Origin of the sequence: Fulvimarina uroteuthidis, from assembly GCF_034321785.1 — a bacterium.
GTDB lineage: Bacteria > Pseudomonadota > Alphaproteobacteria > Rhizobiales > Rhizobiaceae > Fulvimarina > Fulvimarina uroteuthidis.
Genome location: NZ_JAXLPB010000002.1, coordinates 479,680 through 502,902 on the forward strand (window position 1 = coordinate 479,680; position 23,223 = coordinate 502,902).

The window sequence follows — 23,223 nt, forward strand, 5'->3', positions numbered from 1 at the left end:
CGGTGCGGGATCGGGGCGCGGCGATCCTGCCCCTGCCGCGTCGCGGCGCGTCGATTGGCGCGGCCTAATCGTTCAGCCGCGACTGAATAATTCCGCGTTCAGTCTTGATTGAACGCTCCACCATGCGTAGCTGTCGGGCCATGAACCAGGCACCCGCTCCGACATCGTTTCCATCCCGCCCCCTTCCCGAGGCTCACGCGATCTTCATCGAGCGCATGGGCGATCACATGGAGATGGAGGGCATGCCGCGCATTGCCGGCCGGCTGTTCGGCCTGATGCTGGTGGATCAGGGACCCATCAGCTTCTCGGAGCTTGCCGAGCGGCTGAATGTCAGCCGCGGATCGATCTCGACCAATGCCAGGCTGCTGGAATCGCAGGGCCTCATTCTGCGCGTCGACGTGGCGGGCGAGCGCCAGGATTTCTTTCGCCTCGCCGACAGGCCCTTCGTTAACATGCTCCACGGGATCACCGGCCACATGCGCGAGACGATGGTGACGCTCGAGGAATGCTGCTTCGACGGGACCCAGTCGCAGGGCATGACGGGCATTCGCGCCACCTACGACTTCTTTGCCGAAGCCGTCGACAATCTCGAAGCGCTCGCCAAGCGGCTTGCCGAACGCAACGGCGGGGAGATCGGACGATGATGGAACCTGACGCGCATACGCTCCTTGCAAGACATCGTGCCTCTTCGAGCCGGAACGGCGACACGTCCGCGATGCCGGGTCCCGGGCCGGAAAGATCGACGCGGGAGCCACGCTCCAAGGCCGGTCTCCTCGCCTTCCTGTTCGTTCTCGCCCTCGTCGGCTGGATGGGATCGGGCTATCTCGGCGGGAGCGACCCGCAGCCGATCGCCGAAACGCCGCGCGAAAAGGCCGTCGAGCCCTTCACGGTCGAAGCCTTTCGATCGACCGCGCGGGCGATCACCCAGTTCGTGTCGTCGGAAGGCCAGGCCATGCCCGACCGGCAGACGCCGGTGCGGGCCAAGACCGGCGGCACGATCGAGGAGATCGTGGCCCGCAAGGGGCAGTTCCTCGACGAGGGCGACGTCATCGCCCGCATCGCGCTGGCCGATCGCACGGCGCAGGTCGCCCAGGCCGAGGCCGAACTCAGCCGGCGCCAGGGCGAATTCGACCGGATCCAGGGACTTGCCGAACGCGGCTATTCGACGAGGGCGGAGCTGGAATCGGCCGAAGCGGAACTTGCCGTCGCACGGGCGGGCCTTGCTTCCATCCGGCAGACGCAAGGCGATGTGGAGATCCGCGCGCCGATCTCGGGCGTGCTTGAGAATTTCGACCTCGATCTCGGCGAGTTCATCGAGGCGTCCGCCGAAGTCGGCACCCAGATCGACAACGATCCGCTCACCGTCGAGGTGCAGGTCGCCCAGCAGAACATCGGCCGGGTCAAGCTCGGCCAGAGCGCCGAGGTCAATTTCATCACCGGCGCGAGCCGCGAGGGCGAAGTGACCTATGTCGCGACCAATGCCAACACCGCGACCCGCACCTTCCCGGTCGAGATCACCATTCCCAACCCGGAGCGGGACATTCCGGCCGGCATCTCGGCCGAGGTGCGGATTCCCGTCGGCGAGACGCCGGCGCATTTCCTCTCGGCCGCCATTCTGGCGCTGGGACCGAACGGCGAACTCGGCGTCAAGGCCGTCGACGAGACCTCGCACGTCAAGTTCTATCCGGCGCAGCTCGTGCGCGCGGAGACGGACGGAATCTGGGTGAACGGCCTGCCGGACGAGATCCGGATCATTTCCGTCGGCCAGGGCTTCGTGTCGGACGGCGAAGCGGTCAGGGCCGTCGCGCCGAAGGCGGGGCCTGCGGGCGACGCGCGTCCAGGCGATGCCCCCGAACCGGCCGAGGTTCCCGGTCTGGCCGGCGATCCGGCGGACGGAGCGGAGGCGACGGAGGGCGCAGGCCGGATGATCGCGTCCAGCACGCCGGAGGCCGGCGCCATGGACCTCGACGCGATCACGGGTCTTGATCCCGGCGACCTTGCCGCGGAACTGTCGACCGGCGGCGTGCCGAACCGCGACGCGGTCCGCATGGCCCAGCAGGCCCTCAACGCGCTCGGCTACGAGGCCGGCACGCCCGACGGTCTCGTCGGCCAGTCGACCCGCGATGCGATCCGCGCGTTCCAAGCCGACAAGGGGCTGGAGGCCACCGGGGACCTCAGCGCCGCCTTTGCCGGCGCGCTCATCCAGGCCATCGGCGCGGGAGGTCTTCGCCCGTGAACGCCCTCATCGACGCGGCCTTCGACCGCTCCCGCACCGTCCTTCTCCTTCTCGTCCTCATCATCATCGCCGGCATCGTCGGCTATTCGTCGATCCCGAAGGAGTCCCAGCCGGACATCCCGATCCCGGTCATGTTCGTCTCGACGGTGCTCGAAGGCATTTCGCCGGAGGACGCCGAACGCCTGATCGTGCGTCCGCTGGAGACCGAACTCTCCTCCCTGTCCGGCCTCGACGAGATGCAGGGCACGGCCTATGAGGGCTTCGCCTCGGTCCAGCTCACCTTCGAAGCCGGCTTCGACGCGGAGGAAGCCCTGACGGACGTGAAGGACGCGGTCGACCGGGCCAAGCCGAACCTGCCGCAGGAAGCAGAGGAGTCGACCGTCAACGAGGTCAACACCTCGCTCTTCCCGATCGTCACCATCGTCCTGTCGGGACCGGTGCCCGAACGCACCCTCGTCAATCTGGCCGCCGAACTCCAGGACGATCTGGAAGCGGCGCCCGGCGTCCTCGAGGTCGATATCGGCGGCGACCGCGACGAGCTGATGGAAGTTCTCATCGATCCGACGGTGTTCGAGACCTACGACATCTCGTTCGACGCCCTTCTTTCGCAGTTGAGCCGCAACAACCGGCTGATCGCCGCCGGCGCCATCGACACCGGCGCGGGCCGCATCGTCCTCAAGGTCCCCGGCCTCGTCGAGGACGTGCGGGACGTTCTCGACATGCCGATCAAGGTGGACGGCACCACCGTCCTCACCTTCAAGGATGTCGCGATCGCACGGCGCACCTTCCAGGATCCGGACGGGTTCGCCCGCATCGACGGCCAGCCCTCGCTGGCGCTGGAAGTCAAGAAGCGCTCGGGCGCGAACATCATCGAGACCGTGGAAGCGGCGAGAGCGGTCGTCGCGCGCCATCAGGAGACTTGGCCGGACACGCTGAGCGTCCAGTTCCTGCAGGACGAATCCGAACAGGTCGTCTCGATGCTGACGGACCTGGAAAACAACGTGATCTCCGCGATCGTCCTCGTCATGATCGTGATCGTCGCGGCGCTCGGCCTGCGCACCTCGATCCTGGTCGGCCTGTCGATCCCGGGCTCGTTCCTCGCCGGCATCGCCATCCTGTGGCTGGCCGGCTTCACGATGAACATCATCGTCCTGTTCTCCCTGATCCTCGTCGTCGGCATGCTCGTCGACGGGGCGATCGTGACGACGGAACTCGCCGACCGAAGACTTCTCGACGGCGCAAGCCCGCGCGAGGCCTATCGTCATGCCGCAAAGCGCATGGCCTGGCCGATCATCGCCTCGACCATCACGACGCTCGCCGTGTTCCTGCCGCTGCTCTTCTGGCCGGGCATCGTCGGGGAATTCATGAAATTCCTGCCGATGACCGTCATCATCACGCTGACGGCCTCGCTCTTCATGGCGCTGATCTTCATTCCCGTCCTCGGCGGCGTCATCGGCAAGGCGCAGCCTCTGCCGAGAAAGCAGCGCGAGGCGCTGGAGGCCGCGGAGAACGGCGCGTTGGGCTCGATCGGCGGCGCGACGGGCCTTTACCTGCGCGTGCTCAACGCGGCCCTCAAGGGCCCGCTCGCCACGCTCGTCATCGCGCTCACCATCCTCATCGGCGGCTTCTACGGCTATGCCCAGTACGGGCGCGGCGTCGAGTTCTTCCCGGCGATCGAGCCGGAATTCGCCCAGGTGCAGGTGCGCGCGCGCGACAATTTCTCGATCTTCGAGAAGGATGCCCTCGTACGCCAGGTGGAGGAGCGCCTTCTCGACCTCGACGATGTGGAAAGCGTCTACGCCCGGACCGTTTCCGAAAGTTCGCGCAACCAGCTCGGCGCCGACGTGATCGGCACCGTGCAGCTCGAACTCGAGGAATGGAACATGCGGCGCAAGGCGACGGAGATCTTCGAGGACGTGCGCGCCCTGACCGCCGATATTCCAGGCATCACGATCCAGGTGCAGCAGGAGCAGAACGGGCCGTCGTCGGGCAAGCCGATCAATGTGCGGCTGAACGGCACCGACCTGCAGTCCCTCACGAGCGCCATCGCGACGGTCCGCGACCTGATGGACGAGATCGGCGGCTACACCAATGTCAGCGATTCGCGTCCGCTTCCCGGCGTCGAGTGGCAATTGTCGGTCGATCGCGAGGAGGCCGCCCGCTACGGCGCGGACGTCTCACTTCTCGGCCAGGCGGTACAGCTGCTGACGCGCGGCATCGAGGTTTCCAACTACCGGCCGGAAGATGCCAGCGGCGACGGCGAGGTGCCGATCCGCGTCCGCTTCCCGGCCAGCGACCGCACGCTCGAAAAGCTCGAGGATCTCAGAATTCCCACGAGCCAGGGTCTGGTGCCGATCCGCAACTTCGTCTCGTTCCAGCCCTCGCCGAAAGTCGGCACCATCACCCGGCTCGACCAGCAGCGGGTGATGTCGATCGAGGCGGATGCCGCCGAGGGCCTGCTCGTCGACGATCAGGTGCGCAAGCTGACAGAGGCGCTCCAGTCGGCGGACCTGCCGCCGGGGGTCGAATTCACGTTCGGCGGCGAAGCGGAGGACCAGGCGGAAGCGGCAAGCTTCCTCGCCGGCGCGTTCGCGGTCGCCCTGTCGCTGATGTTCATCGTGCTCGTCACCCAGTTCAACTCGCTCTACCAGGCCTTCCTGGTGATGAGCGCCATCGTCTTCTCGACAGCCGGCGTCTTCTACGGGCTGCTGATCACGGGCCGCCCCTTCGGCGTCGTCATGGGCGGCATCGGCGTGATCGCCCTCGCCGGCATCGTGGTGAACAACAATATTGTGCTCATCGACACCTACAACGATTTGCGCAAGCAGGGCCAGCCGCCGCTCGAAGCCCTGTTGCGCACCGGCGCCCAGCGCCTGCGGCCGGTGTTCCTCACCTCGGTCACCACCGTCCTCGGCCTCGTGCCGATGGTGGTCGGCGCCAATGTCGATTTTCTCAACCGGACGATCGAGTTCGGCGCTCCCTCGACCCAGTGGTGGACGGAGCTTTCCGCCTCGATCGCCGGCGGCCTGACCTTCGCGACGATCCTGACGCTCGTCCTGACGCCGGCCTTGCTGATGCTCGGCGAAAGCGTCGTCGCATGGCGCAAGCGCCGCAAGGGCCAGCATGCCCCGAGCCCGCGTCTCGGCGATCCGCTGGGACGGTACAGGCCGAAGGACGCGGCGGGCGTTCCGGCCGAATGAGGACGGTCGGCGGGCGCCGGCCTCAGGCGGGCGCGCAGTCGCCCTTCAGCGCCTCCAGCGCCTCGCGGTAGGTTGGATAACGGAACGTGTAGCCCGCGTGCTTGATCCTGGCGTTCGAGACCCGCTTGTTCTCGCCGTAGAAGCTTCGCGCCATGGGCGAGAGGTCGGCCTCCTCGAAACGGGTCTCGGGGGGCGGCTCGACGCCGGCAAGGTCGGCCGCATGGGCGACGACGTCCTGCGGCGGGGCCGGCTCGTCGTCGGTCACGTTGAAGATGCCGCCGATCCTGCCATCCGCCAGCAGGGAGAGGCTTCCGGCGATATCCTCCACATGGATGCGGTTGAACACCTGGCCGGGCTTGATGAGGCGCTTCGCCGTGCCCTTGCGAAGGCTCACGAACGCGTTCTGGCCGGGACCGTAGATGCCCGACAGGCGAAGGATCGCGAGCGGCACGCCGCGCCGTTCGGCCACGGCCTTCCAGCCGTCTTCCGCGGCGACCCGCGCCTTGGACCGCTCCGACGATGGCTTGACCGGCGTGTCCTCGTCCACCCAGAGACCGTCATGGTCGCCATAGACGCCGACCGTGGAGAGATAGCCGATCCATTGCAGGTCGCGGCATCGGGTCAGGATCGTCTCGGCAAACAGTTTCAGGACCGGGTCGCCTTCGGGCGCGTTCGCCCCGCCGACGCGCGCTTGCGGCGGCGCGCGATGGCCCGGCGGCACGGAGACGAGAATGTGCGTCGCCTCGCCAAGCGTCTCGGCGACGTCCGGCGCGTAATTCTCGCCGTCGAAGACGAGAGCCTTGACGCCGCTTTCGGCGAGCCGCTCGGCCTTCTCGATGCTGCGCACGGTCACCGCGAGCACGCTCGCCGACGCGACGCTGCCGACATAATGCGAGGCGGAATAGCCGTGGCCGAAGACGAAGAGCTTCATGAATTCCTGTCCTTGTTGTCCTGTGCCGGTTCGATCCGGTCCGCCGCGCCCGCCTGACCCATGGCCGCCCGCCACTCGCCGAGCACGGTCCCGTCGGTCTCCCTATCTCGCGCGCGGCTCCATGCGCTCAAGGCCTCGCCTGCGCCCAACAGTTGCGAGAGCGCCCAGACCGCCATCGCCCGCACGATCGCGGCCTCGTCTTCGAGCCGCGCCGCAATGGCGGCGATAAAGGCGCGATCACCGGAATTGCCGGCGGCGATCAGGCAGTTGGAGACGAACTTGTCGCGGCCGATCCGCTTGATCGGCGAGCCGGAGAAGAGCGTGCGGAAGGCCGCCTCGTCGAGCGCGAGCAAATCTTCAAGGCGCGGTGCCTTGAGGTCCTCGCGCGCGATCAGTTTCGTCTCGCGCGCGCTCTTGGCGAACTTGTTCCACGGGCAGACGGCGAGGCAGTCGTCGCAGCCATAGATGCGATTGCCCATCTTCGGGCGCAGCGCGCGCGGTATCGGCGCCTTCGTTTCGATGGTGAGATAGGAGATGCAGCGCCGCGCATCGAGCTGGTAGGGCGCGGGAAAGGCGTCGGTCGGGCAGATGTCGAGGCAGGCGGTGCAGGAGCCGCAGCGGTCGCGCCCGGGCTCGTCCTCGGGCAGGGCGAGCGTGGTGAAGATCGAACCCAGGAACAGCCAGGAGCCGAAGTCGCGGGACAGGAGATTGGTGTGCTTGCCCTGCCAGCCGAGCCCCGCCATGACCCCGAGCGGCTTTTCCATGACCGGCGCGGTGTCGACGAAGACCTTGGCGTCGTGCTCGCCCGCCCCCGATCTTCGGGCCTGCGCGATCAGGCGGCTCGCCAATTCCTTCAGCCTGCCCTTGATCACCTCGTGATAGTCGCGGTGGCGGGCATAGACCGAGATCGCGCCGCGATCAGGACGATCGAGAATGGACAGCGGATTCTCGTCCGGGCCGTAATTTATGCCGAGAACGACGATGGAGACGACATCCGGCCACAGCGCCCTGGCCGAGCGTCGCCGCCCGACGGTCTCGGGGATCCAGTCCATGGTGCCGTGGCGGCCCGCCTCGACGAACGCGCCGAGGCGGCTGCCGGCCACGCCGTCGCTCTCTGCAGGCGCGATGCCGACAGTCGAAAAGCCGAGCCGCGTTGCGTCGGACAGAAGAAAACTGCGCAAACGCTTGGCGTCTTGGCCGTATTTCAAAGAAGGATCGTTCATCGTATTGTCATGAACCGTTCGATTTCTGTCTCTTTCATGGTTGATCGTCACGCTTTATGATCACCGATCGATCACGATGTGGTCAAACCCCGGCCCGATCGGGCAATTGAACGATCCGTTTCGTCGGCGCACCTTGAGTGAACGGGCGAAACAGGAAACAAACGCCGGCAACAGACATCGCAGGTTTCAATCAACACGGAGTTCCCTTCATGCGCCATCTCCTTCTTTCCGCCACCACGGCCGTCCTCATCGCCACGGGCGCCGCAAGCGCCCAGTCGATCGACGTTCCGGCCGGAACCTACGTCACGGATCCGAACCACACCAATGTCCTTTGGAAAGTCGATCATTTCGGCCTCTCCACCTATATCGGCCGCTTCGACACGATGAGCGCCACCCTCGAACTCGATCCCGAGAACGTCGCCGAGTCCACCCTGACGGCGACCGTCGATCCGACCTCGGTCTCGACGAACTTCGAGGGCGACAAGAGTTTCGACGAGGAGATCTCCGGCGAGCAGTTCCTCAACGCGCCGGAATTTCCGGAAGCCAAGTTCGTCTCCAAGTCGATCGAGATCACCGGCGACAACACCGGCAAGGTGACCGGCGACCTGACGCTGCACGGCCAGACCCATGAAGAGGTGATGGACGTGACCTTCAACACCGCGCTCAACCCGCATCCGATGACGCAGAACCCGGCCGTCGGCTTCGGCGGCATGATGACCATCGACCGCACGAAATACGGCATCGACTATCTTGCCGGCCCGGTCTCGAAAGACGTCACCCTCGAGATCCAGGCCGAGTTCGTTCCCCAGTCCTGAGACGCCAGCGCCTGACGGCCCCGCCGTCCCCGCGACGGGATCCGGGGATCGGCCGGAACGCGGCCGCACTTGATGGAAAGCGGCGGGTCGACCTTCGGGTCGGGCCGCCGCTCACGGGTTTCGAGGCGTCCGGCGATCCGTCGGCCCTGCCGGGCGCTTCTCTTCGTCGTTGGAACGCGCCAAAACCGCCAAGACAGGGCTTTGTCCGTCTTCGCGGCTCCGGCGTCGCGGGGGCCGGCAGGAGACGCACAGTCGATGGGTGTGACAAGCGAGCGGCACGCATGGCGCAGCGCCTATACCCGCTACACGAACGGGGCGATCCTCCTCCACTGGACGATCGCGTTCCTGATCCTTCTCAACATCGCCGGCGGTCTTCTCATGACCTCGGACCTCCTGCCCAAATCCGTCCAGTTCCCGACCTATCAGTGGCACAAGACGATCGGGCTGCTCGTCCTTGCCCTCACGGTGGCCCGCATCCTGTGGCGCGTCATGAACCCGCCGCCCGCCCATGCCCCGACCATGCCGCGTGCCGAACGGCTCGCCTCGCATGCCGTCCATCTCCTGTTCTACGGGCTGATGCTCGCCGTGCCGCTGATCGGCTGGCTCGTCGTGTCGGCCTCGTCGGCGGTGGTGCCGACCCATCTCTTCATGCTCGACGCCCTGCCCTGGCCCAACCTGCCGATCCGCGGTGTGGTCGCGGAAGCAACGCGCGAGACGCTCGAAGGGATCTTCGAATTCAGTCATAAATGGCTGGCGCTGTCCTTCCTCGCCCTTCTGGCCCTGCATGTCGCAGGCGCGCTGAAGCACCGGATCGTCGATCAGTTGCCATCCTTCTCGCGGATGGGTCTCGGCGACGATCTCGTGCCGCAGCAAAGCCGGGCCGGTGCGAGGCTGACGGCCTTTGTCGGCCTTGCGGCGGTGCTCGGCCTCGGCCTCCTGATTGGTCGCGCCGAAACCGTGCGGAGCGGCCCGGCGTCCGGCGTCGAAGGTTCGAGCCTGCAGGACGGCGCGATAAGCCCGGCTGCCCAGCCGTCGGCAGACCAATCCGCGGCAGTCACCACGCAAGCGGAAGCGATCGACGCGGCGGACGGCGGCTGGCTCGTCGACAGGGCGCAAAGCAGCCTCGGTTTCGAAGCCGGCTTCTCGGGAACGCCGGTCAAGGGCGACATCGGCGACTACACCGCCGACATCACCTTTTCGCCAGACGCGCTGGAGACGGCGAACGCCGAGATCGTCATGCGAACCGCCTCGATCACGGTGGACAACAGTTTCGTCTCGCCGCAACTCCAGGGCACCGACGGGTTCGCCTCGGACACCCATCCCGAAGCCCGGCTCGTCCTTTCGGAATTCCGGAAGGACGCCTCCGGTGACGACGCCTACACGGCGAGCGGCACGCTGACGCTCAAGGGCGAAACCCGTCCGATCGTGGTTCCCTTCACCTTCGAACCGCTCGACGCGGAACGCGCCAGCGTGACGGGCTCGGCGGTGATCGACCGCACGGCTTTCGGCATCGGCGTCAGCAACGATCCGACGGGAAGCGAGCTTTCGAAGGAAGTGACGGTGAACTTTACGCTCGCGGCGAGCCGGGCGAAGCCTTAAGCTTGCGATCCGTGGACCCTTCCAAAGCCCGAAAGACAAAAGATGGACGAGACACCCCGCCTCGAAGACTTCACCCATGTCACCGAGGACAAGTTGCGCTTTGCCGACATGGACCGGCAGGGCCACATCAACAATGTCGCCTTCATGGTGTTTCTCGAGCAGGCGCGCTGCGAGGTGATCTACGATCCGTCCGACCCGATCGCACCAGAAGGCTGCGCCTTCGTGGTCGCGCACATCAGGATCGACTTCATCGACGAGATGCTCTGGCCTGGCACCGTGCACACCGCGACCCGCATCCAGTCCATCGGCCGATCCTCGATCAAGATCGAGCAGGCGCTCTTCCAGAACGGGAAGCCATGCGCCAGGGCCTTTTCGGTCGTCGTTCTCGTCGATGACGCGACGCGGCGCTCGACGCCGCTCCCGCAACAGGCGCTGGACCGTCTGAAAGCCCTCTGAAACGGGTCCGCAAGGGTTCCGGGCCGGGCCTCGAGCCGCTATGCTCGGGCGAGAATCAGAGCAATCGGATATCATGGCCAAGCCCACACAGCCTTCCTCGCGCCCGCGCATGCCGGAACCGGCACAACCTCGCCGCAAGCTGGCTCCCGGCAACGAACCCGCCCAACCCGCCAAGGCCGCGCAGAAGCCGGCCGAAGCGCGCAAGAGCCACGGCCTGCCCGTCATGCCGGCGGCGCTCGACCTGACGCTGGCCGCCTCCAATCGCGGCGTCGCCAGCATGGACGAGGCGCGCGCCTGGCTCCTGGCCCGGGGCATCGACGATGTGGAATGCATCACGCCGGATCTGGCCGGCGTTGCCCGCGGCAAGATGATGCCGGCCAAGAAGTTCGTCGGCAACACGTCGCTGGCGCTTCCGTCCGCCCTGTTCATGCACACGATTTCTGGGGAATATCCCGAAGAGAGCGGCGATTTCCGCTATTCGCCGAACGATGGCGACCTGAAGCTCGTGCCCGATCTCTCGACGCTCTGCGCCGTCCCGTGGGAAAGCGATCCGACGGCCCAGGTGATCTGCGATCTCGTCGACCAGTCGGGCAACGCCGTCGGCTATACGCCGCGCAACGTCCTGAAGCATGTCATGGCGCTCTACGAAGCGCGCGGCTGGAAACCGGTGATCGCGCCGGAAATCGAATTCTACCTCGTCTCGAAGAATGCCGATCCGGACTATCCGCTGACCCCCCCGATCGGGCGTTCGGGACGCCAGATCCAGTCCGGCCAGTCCTATTCGATCGGCGGGGTCAACGAGTTCGACGAGCTGATCGACGACATCTACGACTATTCGGACGCGCAGGGCCTTGAGATCGATACGCTGATCCACGAGGAAGGCGCGGCCCAGCTCGAGATCAATCTTCGCCACGGCGATCCGGTGGAACTGGCCGATCAGGTGTTCCTGTTCAAGCGCACCATCCGCGAAGCTGCGATGGGTCACGACATCTATGCGACCTTCATGGCCAAGCCCATCCAGGGCCAGCCGGGCTCGGCCATGCACATCCACCAGTCGATCGTCGACAAGCACACCGGCAAGAACATCTTCTCGAACGCCGATGGCGGACCGTCCGATCTCTTCCATCATTTCATCGGCGGCATGCAGAAATACGTCCCGGCCGCCCTCATCATGATGGCGCCCTACGTCAATTCCTATCGCCGCCTCACCTACGGCATGGCCGCGCCCACCAATTGCGAATGGGGTTTCGACAATCGCACGACGGCGTTCCGCGTGCCGACGTCCGATCCGGAAGGGCGCCGCGTCGAGAACCGCCTGCCCTCCTCGGACACCAACCCCTACCTGTCGATCGCGGCCTCCCTCGCCTGCGGCTATCTGGGCATGGTCGAGGCGCTTCAGCCGACCGAGCCCACCGAGCGCACGGCCAACGAGGACGGCGAGATCGCCCTGCCGCGCGGCCTTCTGGAGGCCGTGGCCGTGTTCGAGGCCGAAAAGGCCTTCCACGAGGTGCTCGGCCGGGATTTCGTCGTCACCTATGCCGGCATCAAGCGCGGCGAACACGAGACGTTCATGCAGGTGATCAGCCCGTGGGAGCGCGAGTTCCTGCTGCTTCAGGTCTGACACCGTGGACGCAACACCCCTGACCGCCACCTCGACCTCCCCCATCGCGCCGGGCCGGTCCTATTACGAGGACACGGTGGAACGCCCTGCCTATCCGGCGCTCGGGGAAAGCTTGGATGTCGACGTCCTGATCGTCGGCGGCGGGTTCACCGGACTTTCGGCCGCGCTCCATCTCGCAAGGACCGGCGCGTCGGTCGCGGTGCTCGAGGCCTACCGCTTCGGGGACGGCGCGTCGGGCCGCAATGGCGGCCAGATCGGCACCGGCCAGCGCCTGTGGCCGGACGAACTGGAGCCCGAGATCGGCTTCGACAATTCGCTTGCTCTGTTCAAGCTGGCCGAGGAGGCCAAGGCGAGCCTGTTCGAATTCATCGAAACCAACCGCCTCGACGTCGATCTTCGGCGCGGGCAGCTCGCGGTGGCCCACAAGACCCGCTATCTGAAGGATTTCGAGGCGCAGGTCGAGGCGCTCACGACCCGCTACGCCTATCCGCATGCAAGCTTCATGGACCGCGCCGAGACCGAGCGAAGCCTCGGCACGTCGCGCTTCTTCGGCGGCATGCGCGACACCGGCACGGGTCATCTCAACCCCCTGAAGCTCGTCCTGGGCACCGCGTCCGTCGCCGCCGCGTCCGGGGCGCGGCTGTTCGAGATGAGCCCGGTGACGACGCTTCACCATCGGGGCGACGGGCGTCACGTCGCCAGAACCGAACGGGGCGAGATCCGCGCCGCCAACGTGCTTCTGGCCACCAATGCCTATGGTCATGACCTGTCGCCGGCGCTCGACGCCCATGTCATGCCGGTCGGCTCCTTCATCGGCGCGACGGAGCCGCTCGACGACGACACGATCCTGCCCGGCGGCGAAGCCTGCCACGATTCCCGCTTCGTCGTGCGCTATTTCCGCAAGAGCCGGGACGGCAGGCTGCTGTTCGGCGGACGCGAGGCCTATACGTCGGCGACCGGCGATATCGGCAAGCACATCGTCAAGCAGATCGTCGAGGTCTATCCGCAGTTGAAGGGCGTCGCCCTCACCCATGCCTGGGGCGGCCATGTCGCCATCACCATGAAGCGAATGCCGTTCGTCACGAGCAGCGAAGACGGCGTGACGGCGATCGGCGGGTTTTCGGGCCATGGCGTGATGCTGGCGAATTTCGCCGGCCGGCTCTACGCCGAGCGCCTTTGCGGCAACCGCGACCGGCTGAAGCTCTTCGAGGATCTCGACATCCCGCCCTTTCCCGGCGGCACGCGCCTGCGCGGACCGCTCACCATGCTCGCCATGACCTGGTTCGCCTTCCGCGATCGGTTCTGATCCCGGTGCCCGGCCGGCTCACGGTTGCAGAGCGCGCGCCGGGGCCATGGCGCAACCCATGCGCCCCATTCGCCGAACGTCGTCCCGGGCGGTCAACACCCATGGCCGGATTTCGAGCCGGCGAACGGCCGTGCCTGCCTTTTTGCTCTCCCCGCCGGGGACGATGCCCGATAGTGCTTGCAGACCCAGCCTTTATCCGGTTGATAGCTCACCCTATTTACAAGGCTCGACGGCATCGCGGGATCATTCGCATTTTGGCATTCGATGAAGCAGGCATGGAGAACGCGGGACGGGAGCGAGCCGGCCTGAAGCGGGCGAACGGGCGGCTCGAGGCGCTCGCGGGCCGGTCTCCCGAACCGGATGCCGACGGCGACGCCGTTCCCTTCGCGCTCCCCGTGCGGATGCGCGACGTGCTGCGCGCGGCGACGGACCGCGATCACCGCGAGCTCGATGCCCTCGTCGGCGAGGTCTGGGAGAGCCGCGCCGCCTACGTCGCCTATCTCGCCATGAACCATCTCGCCCACCGGGTCCTCGAGCCCGTCCTCGAGACCGCGCTCGACCGGTTCGAAGCGCTGAGGCCGTACCATTGCGTGCGCGGCGCTCTCCTTGCAGATCTCGAAGCGCTGGGAGAAAGGTCCGGACGGGGCGACGGCCCGGCCGCGCCCGTGGCCTGCGACCTGCCGGCCGCGATCGGCCTCATCTACGTTCTCGAGGGCTCGCGTCTGGGGGCTCGGATGCTGCACGGGCGCGTGGCTTCCGCACCCTGGCGCAGCGTAAGCTCCGATTTGCCCATGACTTTTTTCGAAGCGTCGAGATCGACAGAAAACTTCAATGGGCGTATGGCCCATCTCGAACAACTGATTTCCGGACGGACCGCGCTCGACGCATCGGTTGCGAGTGCCCGGGCTGCATTCGCTCTTTTTCGCGATGCCGCCGAGCGAGCCAGACAGTTTCAGCCGGCTCGTGTCGACAGGAAAGATGCCCGATGACATCATCTGAAGATCCGAAGACCTTCTCGGTCGATCTCACCAATTGCGACCGCGAGCCGATCCATCTCCTCGGCACGATCCAGGATTTCGGATTCATCGTCGCGATCTCGTTCGACTGGTTGATCCAGCGCGTCTCGAGCAATGTGGAACGGTTCACCGGCAAGAGCCCCGACGATCTTCTCGGCAATCCCCTCGGCGTGCTGCTTAACGACGCGATCATCCGCATGCTGCGCTCGCGCCTGCATATGCTCTCGTCGGCCGACGCCTCCGAGCGCATCTTCGGCGTCCATCTCCTGTCCGCCGACAAGACGTTCGACGTGTCGCTGCACGTGTCGGGCCAGTCGATCATCTTGGAGGCCGAGCCTTCCGGCGAAAGCCAGTCCGTCAGTCCCGGCGCTCTCGTTCGCTCGATGTCCGGACGCCTGCAGCGCACGCAGTCCGCGCAGGAACTCTTCGACGAGAGCGTGCGCCAGCTGCGCGGCGTCACCGGTTTCGACCGGGTGATGCTCTATCGCTTCAATGAGGACGGCGCCGGCACGGTCGTGTCGGAGGCTTTGCGCAATGGGCTCGAAGCGTTCAAGGGGCTGAACTATCCGGCGACCGATATTCCGGTTCAGGCGCGCGCGCTCTACATCCGCAACCGGGTCCGCACGATCGCCGATGTCGATGCGACGCCGGTCTCGATCGACCCCTTGCACGATCCGAACAGCATGCCGCTCGATCTGTCCATGTCGGTCCTGCGCTCGGTGTCCCCGATCCATATCGAATATCTGAAGAACATGGGCGTTTCCGCCTCCTACTCGATCTCCGTCGTCATCGACGGACGTCTGTGGGGCCTGTTCGCGCTGCACCACTATGCCCCGCGCCGGCTGTCGATGGAGATGCGGGACGCGACCGAACTCTTCGGGCTGATGATCTCGCTGATGATCGAGGGCCGGCTTGCCAGCGAACAGCGCAAGGCGGAGGAGAACGCGCGCGAACTGCACGACCGGTTCGTCGGGAAGATCATGAGCCTGACGCCGTCGGTGGCCGATCTGTCGGATTTCGCGAACGATCTTCGCGACATCATTCCAGCCGACGGTTTCGCCGTCTGGGCCAACGGCTCGGTGAAGGGCTATGGCAAGACGCCACCGGTCGAGGACATGCCGGCGCTCGCCCGCTTTCTCAATCGCGCGGCCGCCAACCGCGTCTATTCCAGCGACGAACTGGGCGCGGTCTACCCGCCCGCACGCGCCTATGAGGGCCATGTGGCGGGCATTCTCTCGATCCCGATCTCCCGCTCGCCCCGCGACTATCTGATGTTCTTCCGCGAGGAGATCGTCCACACGGTGACCTGGGCAGGCAATCCGCAGGACAAGCAGGCCGGCAACGGAGCGGACGGCCTGAGGCTGAGCCCGCGCAAGAGCTTCGAGGCCTGGAAGGAGACCGTGCGCGGACGCTCGCGCTCCTGGACGGCCGCCGAGAAGAAGGCGTCGGAAGCGCTTCGCGTTTCCATCCTGGAAGTGCTCGTCCGCTTCACCGAAGAAACCTCCCGCCAGCAGGTGATCGCCCAGCAGCAGCAGGAGCTCCTGATCGCCGAGCTCAATCACCGCGTCCGCAACATCCTGGCGCTGATCCGCGCCCTCGTCACCCAGAGCAAGGCGACGGCGACCTCCGTCGACGATTTCTCGCGCATCGTCTCGGGCCGCATCCAGGCGCTCGCCCGGGCGCACAACCAGATCACCGACGAGAAATACGCGCCGCAGAGCCTTTCGGAGATCATCCAGACCGAGGTCGAGGCCTATATCGGCGGCAAGGTCGAACGCGTGGAACTGACCGGTGTCAACGTGCTGGTGTCGCCGCAGGCATTCTCGATCCTCGCGCTGGTCTTCCACGAAATGGTGACCAACTCCGCCAAATATGGCAGCCTTTCGGATTCGACGGGACGTGTTCTCGTGGGCTGGACGATCGACAATCAAGGCTTCTGCGTCATCCGGTGGCGCGAAGAGGGCGGGCCCGCCGTCCAGCGTCCGAGCCGCCGCGGCTTCGGCTCGACGATCATCGAGCGATCGATCCCGCATGATCTTGGCGGCGAAGCGGAGGTCAACTACAAGCTTGCCGGTCTGGAAGCCCGGTTCGCGATTCCGCCCCGCGCCTTCGAGATCGGGCCGGAGCACAGAAACGGCATAGGCACGCAGGGTGACCAGACCCAAGCCGCCGCAAGAACCGGGGGACAGATGCCCGGCACAAGAGAATGGACCCTCATGACCTCCGACAACGGCCTTCTTCTGGACGGAATGAACGTGCTTCTCGTCGAAGACAACATCATCATCTCCATGGATGCCGAACAGCTTCTCGAAAGCCACGGGGCCAAGACGGTGGCGATCGCGGCGAGCGTCTCGGAAGCAAGGCGCATCCTCAACGACGATGCGATCCATGTCGCCATGCTCGACGTCAATCTGGGCGCCGAGACGAGCTTCCCGCTCGTCCAGATCCTCGTTGACAGGGGCATCCCCTTCGTCTTCGTGACGGGCTATGGCGAGAAGATCGAATTTCCCGAGGCGGCCGGCCCGAATGTCGAGGCCGTGAAGAAGCCCTTCTCCGAAGAAGAGCTCATCAAGGCCCTGACGCGCGCGATCGAGCGGAAGCGGAACGCCTGACACGGCGACGACTGGACGCCGCCGGCCGGCAAGACCGTCAGGCGGCGGACGGGCGGCGGGAAAATCCGAACAGGGCTTCGGGATTGTCGACGAGGATCGTCCTCCGGTCGGCTTCGCTCTCGATCCAGCCAAGTACGGTGTCGAGCAGCGCCGCATCGTCGGGATAGTCTTGCGTGGCCTTGGCCAGATTGTGCGGCCAGTTGGTGCCCCACACGATGCGCTCCGGCGCGAAAGCGACGAGATCGCGCGAGACCGCCGCGATGTCGGTATAGTCCGGCCCGCCGGTGCGCGAACTCTCGTAGCAGCCGGCGAACTTGAACCAGCAGTTGCCCCGGTCGATCAGGCTCTTGACGGCCGCGATCTCCAGGCTGTCCGGCGCGATGCCGGCGAAGAACTTGCCGTGATGATCGATGATGAACGGGCTCTTGAGCTGCGAGAGCGCCGTCATGTGATCGAGTATATGGTTTCCGTTCAATTGCACCGCGACGACCCAGCCCATCGCGTGGGCTCGCGCGTCGACCGCTTCGAGCCCGTCCATCCCCACCGCACCGCCGGGCAGGTCCATGATCCGCACGCCGGTGATCCCGCCGTCGTCGAGGCGCTGCAGCGCGGCGTTCGAGGTCGCGCCGTCGATCACCGCGACGCCGCGCGCGCAATCGCCCATCGCGGCGAGGCAGGCGAGAAGGTTCTCATTGTCCCGCTGGTGCGCATTGCCCTGCGTGATCACCACGCGCTCGATGCCGAGCCAGTCCATGACCTTGCGGTAATCGTCCGGGCCCGGCAGGCCCTCGGGCAAAGGGGGCCCGGGCTCGATCGCGGGATAGCCGGGCAGGAACATGTGCGTCTGCGTATCGATCGCGCCTTTCGGCAGCACGATCGAGGGCTTGGGGCCGGTATAGGGTCTGTCGATCGTCATGGCATGTCCTTCAGACGGAATTCATCGAGTGCGTCCCGGTCGATCTCGATGCCGAGACCAGGCCGGTCCGGAATGTCGAGAACGCCGTTCCGGTGTTCGAACGGGGTCTTCGAGATCGCCTGCCGGAAAGGATTGTGCGTCCGGTCGAATTCCAGAATGGGAGCGATCGCGTCCCGGCGCGGCGGATCGGGCAGAAGACTGGCGCACAGTTGCAGCGAGGCGGCGATCTGCACAGCCGTTCCCCAGACATGGGGCACGAGCCTGACCCCGTTCAGCGCCGCCATGTCGGCGATCCGGCGCATCTCGGTAAAGCCGCCGACGCCGCACAGATCGGGCTGGACGATGTCGATGCAGCGGCTTTCCAGCGGCTCCTTGAAGCCGAAGCGGCCATGCCAGGTCTCGCCGCCGGCCACCGGGATCGGCTGGCCGGCCCTCACCGCCCGGTAGGCGCCGAGCTGTTCGGGGATGACGGGCTCCTCGAACCAGTCGATGTCGTAGTCGGCGGCAAGCCGGCCGAGCGTCACGGCCTCCAGAACGTCGTAGCCGTGATTGGCGTCGATCATCAGCCGCGCCTCGGGTCCGATCGCCTCGCGCACGGCCCGCACGACCTCGAGATCGCCAGCCACGCCGAAGCCGATCTTGATCTTGACGGCATGGAAGCCGGCGGCGACGTGGCGCGCGCATTCCTCCGCATTGTCGCGGACCCGGTCGACGCCGTCGCGGCGAAACGAACCCGTCGCATAGGCCTTGACGCTCTCGCGCATCCGCCCGCCGAGGAGCGTTGCGACCGAAACCCCGAAGCGCTTGCCCTTGATGTCCCACAAGGCGACGTCGATGCCGGAGAGCGCGGTGACGGCCAGCCCGCGCTGGCCCTGATCTCGGAAGAGATTGTAGAGCTCCTGCCACAGCTTCTCGGTTTCCAGCGGGTCGCGGCCGACGAGGCGTGCGCCGTAGGCCTTCACCACCGCCGCATTGGGCAGGGCCGGGCCGAGACATTCGCCCCAGCCAACCGTGCCGTCGTCGCAGACGATCTCGACGAGGCAATGCTGGCGGCGATCGAAGCGCATGGACGCGCTTTCGAAGGGGGTTTCGAGCCGGTGGTCGAGAACATGGGTGGCGACGGACGTGATCTTCATCGGTGGTCTGCACCTTTCATCGGGTGGAAGCGGATCATAGAAGTCACGACCCACATGTCAATAACTTGTATGATGACTTACGGCGAGGACAGCGCTCAGGACCGGCGCTGGAAGCGCCGATAGCGCTCCTGGCTGCCTTGCAGGTGCTGGCGCATCGCCGCGCGCGCCGCCGCCTCGTCACGCTCCGAGATCGCATCGGCGATCAGGCGATGCTCGGTCTGGATCTGGCGGAGATAGTCGGCCGGTGTGCGCTCGCTCGCATCGTCTTGAAGCGCGCCGCGCGGGATCACCTTGCGCCCGAGCATTTCGAGAAACTGCCGGAAGCGTGCATTGTTGGTGCCGTCCGTGATGGCGAGATGGAAGGCGAAATCGGCCTCGACAGTTGCCTCGCCGCGCTCGATCAGCACTTCGATCGCCTCGCAGGCTTCGTGAATGGCCTCATTCTGGGCCGGCGAGCGGCGCTGGCTGGCAAGCCCCGCCGCCTCGATCTCGATCGCGGCGCGAAGCTCCAGAACCTCTATGATCGAGCTGATACGAGAGGGATCGACCCCGTTGAGCGTCGGGTGGCCGGCGGCCTGCGTCGCGATGACGAAGACGCCCGCGCCCTGCCGGGATTCGACAAGCCCCTCGGAGCGCAGCTGCGCGATCGCCTCGCGCACGACCGTGCGGCTGACCGCGTATTCGCCGGTCAGCGCCGCTTCGCTCGGAAGCTTGCGACCGAGCGGAACCCGACCCGAAAGAATGGTGTGCCGCAGGTCGTCGCTGACCTTGGCCACCAGATTGCCGCGCCGCTGGACCGGCCGGGGCTGGCGGACCGAACGCGCCTTCGGGGGCAATGCCTCGCTCACAATATGTCTCCTCCTCGCCCCCTTAATCGGGACGCGCCCGGGGCGCCGACCATGGCCTTCGACACCCAGCTTACGGCTTGACAACTTGTATGACAAGAGTATCCTGCGAGCTCGATACAGGTCTGACGACCGATCTTTCTGGGAGGAAATTCACCATGGCGTTCAAGCTTCTCTTGCGCACGACCCTTCTGGCGGGCGCCGCCGCCATCACGCTCGGCACGGCGGCGAACGCCGCGGACTGGCGCGGCTGGAACATCCATCCCGAGGGCTATCCGAACACGGTGGCGCTCGAGAAGTTCGCCAAGGACGTGACCGACAGGACCGAGGGCCGGGTGACCGCGCAGGTCTACAACAATGCGGTTCTCGGCGATCAGCCCGACGCCATCGATCAGGTCCGCAACGGCGCGCTCGATTTCGCGAACTTCAATCTCGGCCCGATGGGCGAGTTCGTCCCCTCGATCAACGTCCTTTCGCTGCCCTTCCTCTTCACCGGCGTCGACCAGATGCATGCGGTGATGGATGGCGAGATCGGCCAGCGCTTCTCGGACGACATGTCGAACGAGGGCATCATCTCTCTCGCCTGGTTCGATTCGGGCGCCCGCTCCTTCTACGACACCAAGAAGCCGATCGAGACGCCCGCCGATCTCGACGGCCTGAAGATCCGCGTCATGAACAACCAGCTCTATGTCGACATGGTCGACGACATGGGCGGCAACGCCACGCCGATGGCGTACGGCGAGGTCTATCAGTCGCTGAAGACCGGCGTCCTCGACGGGGCGGAGAACAATTTCCCGTCCTTCGAAAGCTCCAACCATTACGAAGTGGCGAAGTTCTATTCCCTCTCCGAGCATCTGATCCTGCCCGAATGCGTCTGCATCTCGAAGACGAGCTGGGACAGCCTCACCCCGCAAGACCAAGAGATCGTTCGCCAGGCCGCCGTCGAAGCGGCGCTCGAGCAGCGCAAGCTCTGGGCCGAACAGGAAAAGGCGAGCCGCCGGAAGGTCGAGGAGGCCGGGGTGACGATCAACGAGATCGCCGACAAGACCCCGTTCCAGGAGAAGATGAAGCCGGTCTATGACGGCTTCCTCGAAGCCAATCCGGACCTCAAGCCGCTGGTCGAGGAAATCCAGGCCACCGAAGTCGCCGGCTAAGAGCCGGGCTTACCGCTCTTGAATCCGTCGTCCCCGGGCAACCGGCCCGAGGATCCGGGGCGGCGGGGTATCAAGCATGCGATTCGCGCGCGCAAGGGCTCCGATCTCGTCTCTCCGACGGACACGACATAGCGGCGTCACCGGCTCCTCGGGCGGAGGCCGGGGAGCCGGTGACGCCGCAAGCCGGGTTCCAATTTGGCGGCGCGTACCCGCGTGGGGGCGAGACAAGCCACCCCGGACGGACGCCGATCCAGACCGCCCGCAATCAGAAGACGCCCCAGATCACCCCTCCGGCACCCGGATCGACCGCCGATGTCCAATCTCGTCACCATGCCCGATGAACCGCCGGCCGATCCCCTGCCGCGCGGGCTCGCCCGCATCGTTGCCGCGCTCGACGCGCTCGCCTCGCTGCTGATGGCGATCTCGGGCGTGATGATGGTCACGCTGATCGCGATCTTCGGCTGGCTGGTCTTCGGGCGCTACGTCCTCAACAACACGCCGACCTGGGTCGAGCAGGCCGCGATCCTCCTGATCGTCTGGATCACCTTTCTCGGCTCGTCCGTCGGCGTCTGGCGATCGACCCATCTGTCGATCGACTTCGTGCGCGAGGCGCTGCCGGAAGGGCCGCGCGAGATCCTGCGGGTCGCCACCGACGTCGGTCTCGTCGTCTTCGGCGGCTACATGTGCTGGTACGGGGCAGTGCTGGCCCTGAACAATGCCCGGCGCGTCATGCCGATGCTCGGCATTTCGGAAGGCTGGCGCGGGGCGCCCCTCAGCCTTTGCGGTGCGCTCGTCGTCCTCTTCGCGCTGGCACGGCTCGCCATCCACGTCGTAACCCTCGCCCGCTCCCGAACCCGCACCCGAAAGTCCGCCTGATGGGCCTGATCCTTCTTTTCGGCACGTTCTTCGGCGCCATGGTGGTCGGCATTCCCGTCGCCTTCGCGCTCGGGCTCGCCACCGTGGTGGGCTTTCTCTACGAGGGAATCCCGCTCTTCGTCGCCTTCCAGCGCATCATGTCCGGCATCTCGGTCTTCTCGCTGCTGGCGATCCCCTTCTTCATCTTCGCCGGCGACCTGATGATGCAGGGCGGCATCGCCGCCCGGCTCGTGCGCCTTGCGGCCGCCGCCGTCGGCTCGGTGCGCGGCGGGCTCGGCCTCGTCAACGTGTCGGCCTCGATGCTGTTCGGCGGGATTTCCGGCTCGGCCGTCGCCGACACCTCGGCGCTCGGCTCGATCCTGATGCCCGTCATGAAGGAGAAGGGCTACGATGCGGACTATGCCGTCAACGTCACGGTCACATCCTCCATCGCCGGCGTCGTCATCCCGCCCTCGCACAACATGATCCTGTTTTCCGTCGCCGCAGGCGGCGTCTCGGTCAGCCAGCTCTTCATCGCAGGCGTCGTGCCGGGTGTCCTCATGTGCATCTGCCTCGGGATCGCGGCCTATGTCGTGGCGGTCAAGCGCGGCTATGGCGGCGAGCCGTTCCTCGGCTTCCGCACCCTCGCCCGAAGCTTCGTCGTCGCCATTCCCGGCCTCTTCACCGCGGTCATCATCGTCGGCGGCGTCCTGTCCGGCGTCATGACGGTGACGGAATCGGGGGCCTTCGGCGCGATCTACGCGATCATCGTCACGACTCTGGTGTACCGCGAACTGACATGGGAAGGCTTCAAGGCGGCGGTGCTCGGATCGGTCAAGACGACGAGCCTCGTGATGATTCTCGTCGCGACCGCGTCCGCCTTCGCCTATCTCCTCGCGCTCTACCGGGTGCCCGAGAGCCTCGCCGGATCGCTCACCGCCATCTCCGACAATCCCATCATCATTCTCCTGATGCTCAACCTGATCCTGCTCGCCCTCGGCATGATCATGGACATGGCCGCGCTGATCCTGATCTGCACGCCGATCTTCCTGCCGGTGGTGCGCGATCTCGGCATGGATCCGGTCCAGTTCGGCATCATCATGATGATGAATCTGGGGCTCGGGCTCTGCACGCCGCCGGTCGGCTCCTGCCTGTTCGTCGGCTGCGTCATCGGCGGGGTCAAGCTGGAGGATGCGGTGAAGACGATCTGGCCGTTCTACCTGGCGATTCTCGTCGCCTTGATGCTGACGACCTACATTCCGGCGATCTCGCTGACTCTTCCCGCTTACTTCGAATAGGTTC

At 66.0% G+C, this 23,223-nt stretch carries 18 protein-coding genes; 13 read left to right on the top strand and 5 right to left on the bottom strand.

The annotated features are described in order from the left end of the window. Positions 1-140 precede the first annotated feature (140 nt). From U0C82_RS07165 to U0C82_RS07175, 3 genes are read left to right on the top strand one after another with little or no spacing between them, the layout of a single operon-like run. A complete protein-coding gene (locus tag U0C82_RS07165) occupies positions 141-644 on the top strand; it encodes a GbsR/MarR family transcriptional regulator (RefSeq protein WP_322186388.1) in 504 nt (167 codons plus the stop codon). Continuing rightward, positions 641-2,236, top strand: a complete 1,596-nt coding sequence (locus U0C82_RS07170; protein WP_322186389.1) for an efflux RND transporter periplasmic adaptor subunit — start codon at positions 641-643, stop codon at positions 2,234-2,236. The genes U0C82_RS07165 and U0C82_RS07170 overlap by 4 nt, the downstream gene beginning before the upstream one ends. Further along, positions 2,233-5,436 (top strand): efflux RND transporter permease subunit, encoded by a 3,204-nt coding sequence (locus tag U0C82_RS07175; protein WP_322186390.1) that lies wholly within the window; start codon positions 2,233-2,235, stop codon positions 5,434-5,436. The genes U0C82_RS07170 and U0C82_RS07175 overlap by 4 nt, the downstream gene beginning before the upstream one ends. A 22-nt stretch (positions 5,437-5,458) precedes the next feature. Here the strand turns inward: U0C82_RS07175 and U0C82_RS07180 are convergent, their stop codons facing one another. Both U0C82_RS07180 and queG read right to left on the bottom strand, forming a co-directional pair. Continuing rightward, a complete protein-coding gene (locus U0C82_RS07180; RefSeq protein ID WP_322186391.1) occupies positions 5,459-6,367 on the bottom strand; it encodes an SDR family NAD(P)-dependent oxidoreductase in 909 nt (302 codons plus the stop codon). Beyond that, a complete protein-coding gene (gene queG / locus U0C82_RS07185; protein ID WP_322186392.1) occupies positions 6,364-7,590 on the bottom strand; it encodes a tRNA epoxyqueuosine(34) reductase QueG in 1,227 nt (408 codons plus the stop codon). Before queG ends, U0C82_RS07180 begins: the two co-directional genes overlap by 4 nt. A 209-nt stretch (positions 7,591-7,799) precedes the next feature. Here queG and U0C82_RS07190 point away from each other — a divergent pair, with 209 nt between their 5' ends. The 7 genes from U0C82_RS07190 to U0C82_RS07220 all read left to right on the top strand — a co-directional run bounded on the left by U0C82_RS07190 (position 7,800) and on the right by U0C82_RS07220 (position 17,015). Next, the gene (locus U0C82_RS07190) at positions 7,800-8,405 is read left to right on the top strand and encodes a YceI family protein (protein ID WP_322186393.1); all 606 of its coding nucleotides are present in this window, start codon (positions 7,800-7,802) and stop codon (positions 8,403-8,405) included. 255 nt (positions 8,406-8,660) lie between these two features. Continuing rightward, positions 8,661-10,004: a cytochrome b/b6 domain-containing protein gene (locus U0C82_RS07195; RefSeq protein ID WP_322186394.1), complete on the top strand. Its 1,344-nt coding sequence runs from the start codon at positions 8,661-8,663 to the stop codon at positions 10,002-10,004. A gap of 42 nt (positions 10,005-10,046) precedes the next feature. Further along, a complete protein-coding gene (locus U0C82_RS07200) occupies positions 10,047-10,460 on the top strand; it encodes an acyl-CoA thioesterase (RefSeq protein WP_322186395.1) in 414 nt (137 codons plus the stop codon). A gap of 223 nt (positions 10,461-10,683) precedes the next feature. After that, complete coding sequence (locus U0C82_RS07205; protein ID WP_322186868.1) at positions 10,684-12,081, top strand: glutamine synthetase family protein; 1,398 nt, start codon at positions 10,684-10,686, stop codon at positions 12,079-12,081. A 4-nt stretch (positions 12,082-12,085) separates the two neighbouring features. Beyond that, positions 12,086-13,387, top strand: coding sequence for an NAD(P)/FAD-dependent oxidoreductase (locus tag U0C82_RS07210; protein ID WP_322186396.1), 1,302 nt, complete (start codon positions 12,086-12,088; stop codon positions 13,385-13,387). 254 nt (positions 13,388-13,641) lie between these two features. After that, positions 13,642-14,376, top strand: a complete 735-nt coding sequence (locus U0C82_RS07215) for a biliverdin-producing heme oxygenase (RefSeq protein ID WP_322186397.1) — start codon at positions 13,642-13,644, stop codon at positions 14,374-14,376. Continuing rightward, positions 14,373-17,015 (top strand): HWE histidine kinase domain-containing protein, encoded by a 2,643-nt coding sequence (locus tag U0C82_RS07220; RefSeq protein ID WP_322186398.1) that lies wholly within the window; start codon positions 14,373-14,375, stop codon positions 17,013-17,015. Before U0C82_RS07215 ends, U0C82_RS07220 begins: the two co-directional genes overlap by 4 nt. A 37-nt stretch (positions 17,016-17,052) precedes the next feature. Here the strand turns inward: U0C82_RS07220 and U0C82_RS07225 are convergent, their stop codons facing one another. The 3 genes from U0C82_RS07225 to U0C82_RS07235 form a co-directional block, all read right to left on the bottom strand. Beyond that, complete coding sequence (locus U0C82_RS07225) at positions 17,053-17,931, bottom strand: amidohydrolase family protein (protein ID WP_322186399.1); 879 nt, start codon at positions 17,929-17,931, stop codon at positions 17,053-17,055. Continuing rightward, entirely contained in the window at positions 17,928-19,067 is a 1,140-nt protein-coding gene (locus U0C82_RS07230) for a mandelate racemase/muconate lactonizing enzyme family protein (protein ID WP_322186400.1), read from the bottom strand. Before U0C82_RS07230 ends, U0C82_RS07225 begins: the two co-directional genes overlap by 4 nt. A gap of 95 nt (positions 19,068-19,162) precedes the next feature. Further along, positions 19,163-19,918: a FadR/GntR family transcriptional regulator gene (locus U0C82_RS07235; protein ID WP_416186651.1), complete on the bottom strand. Its 756-nt coding sequence runs from the start codon at positions 19,916-19,918 to the stop codon at positions 19,163-19,165. Positions 19,919-20,070: 152 nt separating this feature from the next. On the opposite strand from U0C82_RS07235, the gene U0C82_RS07240 reads away from it, so the two are divergent. From U0C82_RS07240 to U0C82_RS07250, 3 genes are all read left to right on the top strand, one after another. Then, positions 20,071-21,066, top strand: coding sequence for a TRAP transporter substrate-binding protein (locus tag U0C82_RS07240; RefSeq protein WP_322186401.1), 996 nt, complete (start codon positions 20,071-20,073; stop codon positions 21,064-21,066). Positions 21,067-21,378: 312 nt separating this feature from the next. Continuing rightward, positions 21,379-21,942: a TRAP transporter small permease gene (locus U0C82_RS07245; protein ID WP_322186402.1), complete on the top strand. Its 564-nt coding sequence runs from the start codon at positions 21,379-21,381 to the stop codon at positions 21,940-21,942. Beyond that, positions 21,942-23,219 carry a TRAP transporter large permease gene (locus tag U0C82_RS07250; RefSeq protein ID WP_322186403.1) on the top strand — a complete coding sequence of 426 codons (1,278 nt, stop codon included), beginning with the start codon at positions 21,942-21,944 and terminating at the stop codon, positions 23,217-23,219. The genes U0C82_RS07245 and U0C82_RS07250 overlap by 1 nt, the downstream gene beginning before the upstream one ends. Positions 23,220-23,223 lie beyond the last annotated feature (4 nt).

Coding starts and splice junctions, on each gene's coding strand:
- U0C82_RS07165 (WP_322186388.1), top strand. CDS start 141: ATGAACCAGGCACCCGCTCCGACATCGTTTCCATCCCGCCCCCTTCCC.
- U0C82_RS07170 (WP_322186389.1), top strand. CDS start 641: ATGATGGAACCTGACGCGCATACGCTCCTTGCAAGACATCGTGCCTCT.
- U0C82_RS07180 (WP_322186391.1), bottom strand. CDS start 6,367: ATGAAGCTCTTCGTCTTCGGCCACGGCTATTCCGCCTCGCATTATGTC.
- queG (WP_322186392.1), bottom strand. CDS start 7,590: ATGAACGATCCTTCTTTGAAATACGGCCAAGACGCCAAGCGTTTGCGC.
- U0C82_RS07190 (WP_322186393.1), top strand. CDS start 7,800: ATGCGCCATCTCCTTCTTTCCGCCACCACGGCCGTCCTCATCGCCACG.
- U0C82_RS07195 (WP_322186394.1), top strand. CDS start 8,661: ATGGGTGTGACAAGCGAGCGGCACGCATGGCGCAGCGCCTATACCCGC.
- U0C82_RS07200 (WP_322186395.1), top strand. CDS start 10,047: ATGGACGAGACACCCCGCCTCGAAGACTTCACCCATGTCACCGAGGAC.
- U0C82_RS07205 (WP_322186868.1), top strand. CDS start 10,684: ATGCCGGCGGCGCTCGACCTGACGCTGGCCGCCTCCAATCGCGGCGTC.
- U0C82_RS07220 (WP_322186398.1), top strand. CDS start 14,373: ATGACATCATCTGAAGATCCGAAGACCTTCTCGGTCGATCTCACCAAT.
- U0C82_RS07225 (WP_322186399.1), bottom strand. CDS start 17,931: ATGACGATCGACAGACCCTATACCGGCCCCAAGCCCTCGATCGTGCTG.
- U0C82_RS07230 (WP_322186400.1), bottom strand. CDS start 19,067: ATGAAGATCACGTCCGTCGCCACCCATGTTCTCGACCACCGGCTCGAA.
- U0C82_RS07240 (WP_322186401.1), top strand. CDS start 20,071: ATGGCGTTCAAGCTTCTCTTGCGCACGACCCTTCTGGCGGGCGCCGCC.
- U0C82_RS07245 (WP_322186402.1), top strand. CDS start 21,379: ATGTCCAATCTCGTCACCATGCCCGATGAACCGCCGGCCGATCCCCTG.
- U0C82_RS07250 (WP_322186403.1), top strand. CDS start 21,942: ATGGGCCTGATCCTTCTTTTCGGCACGTTCTTCGGCGCCATGGTGGTC.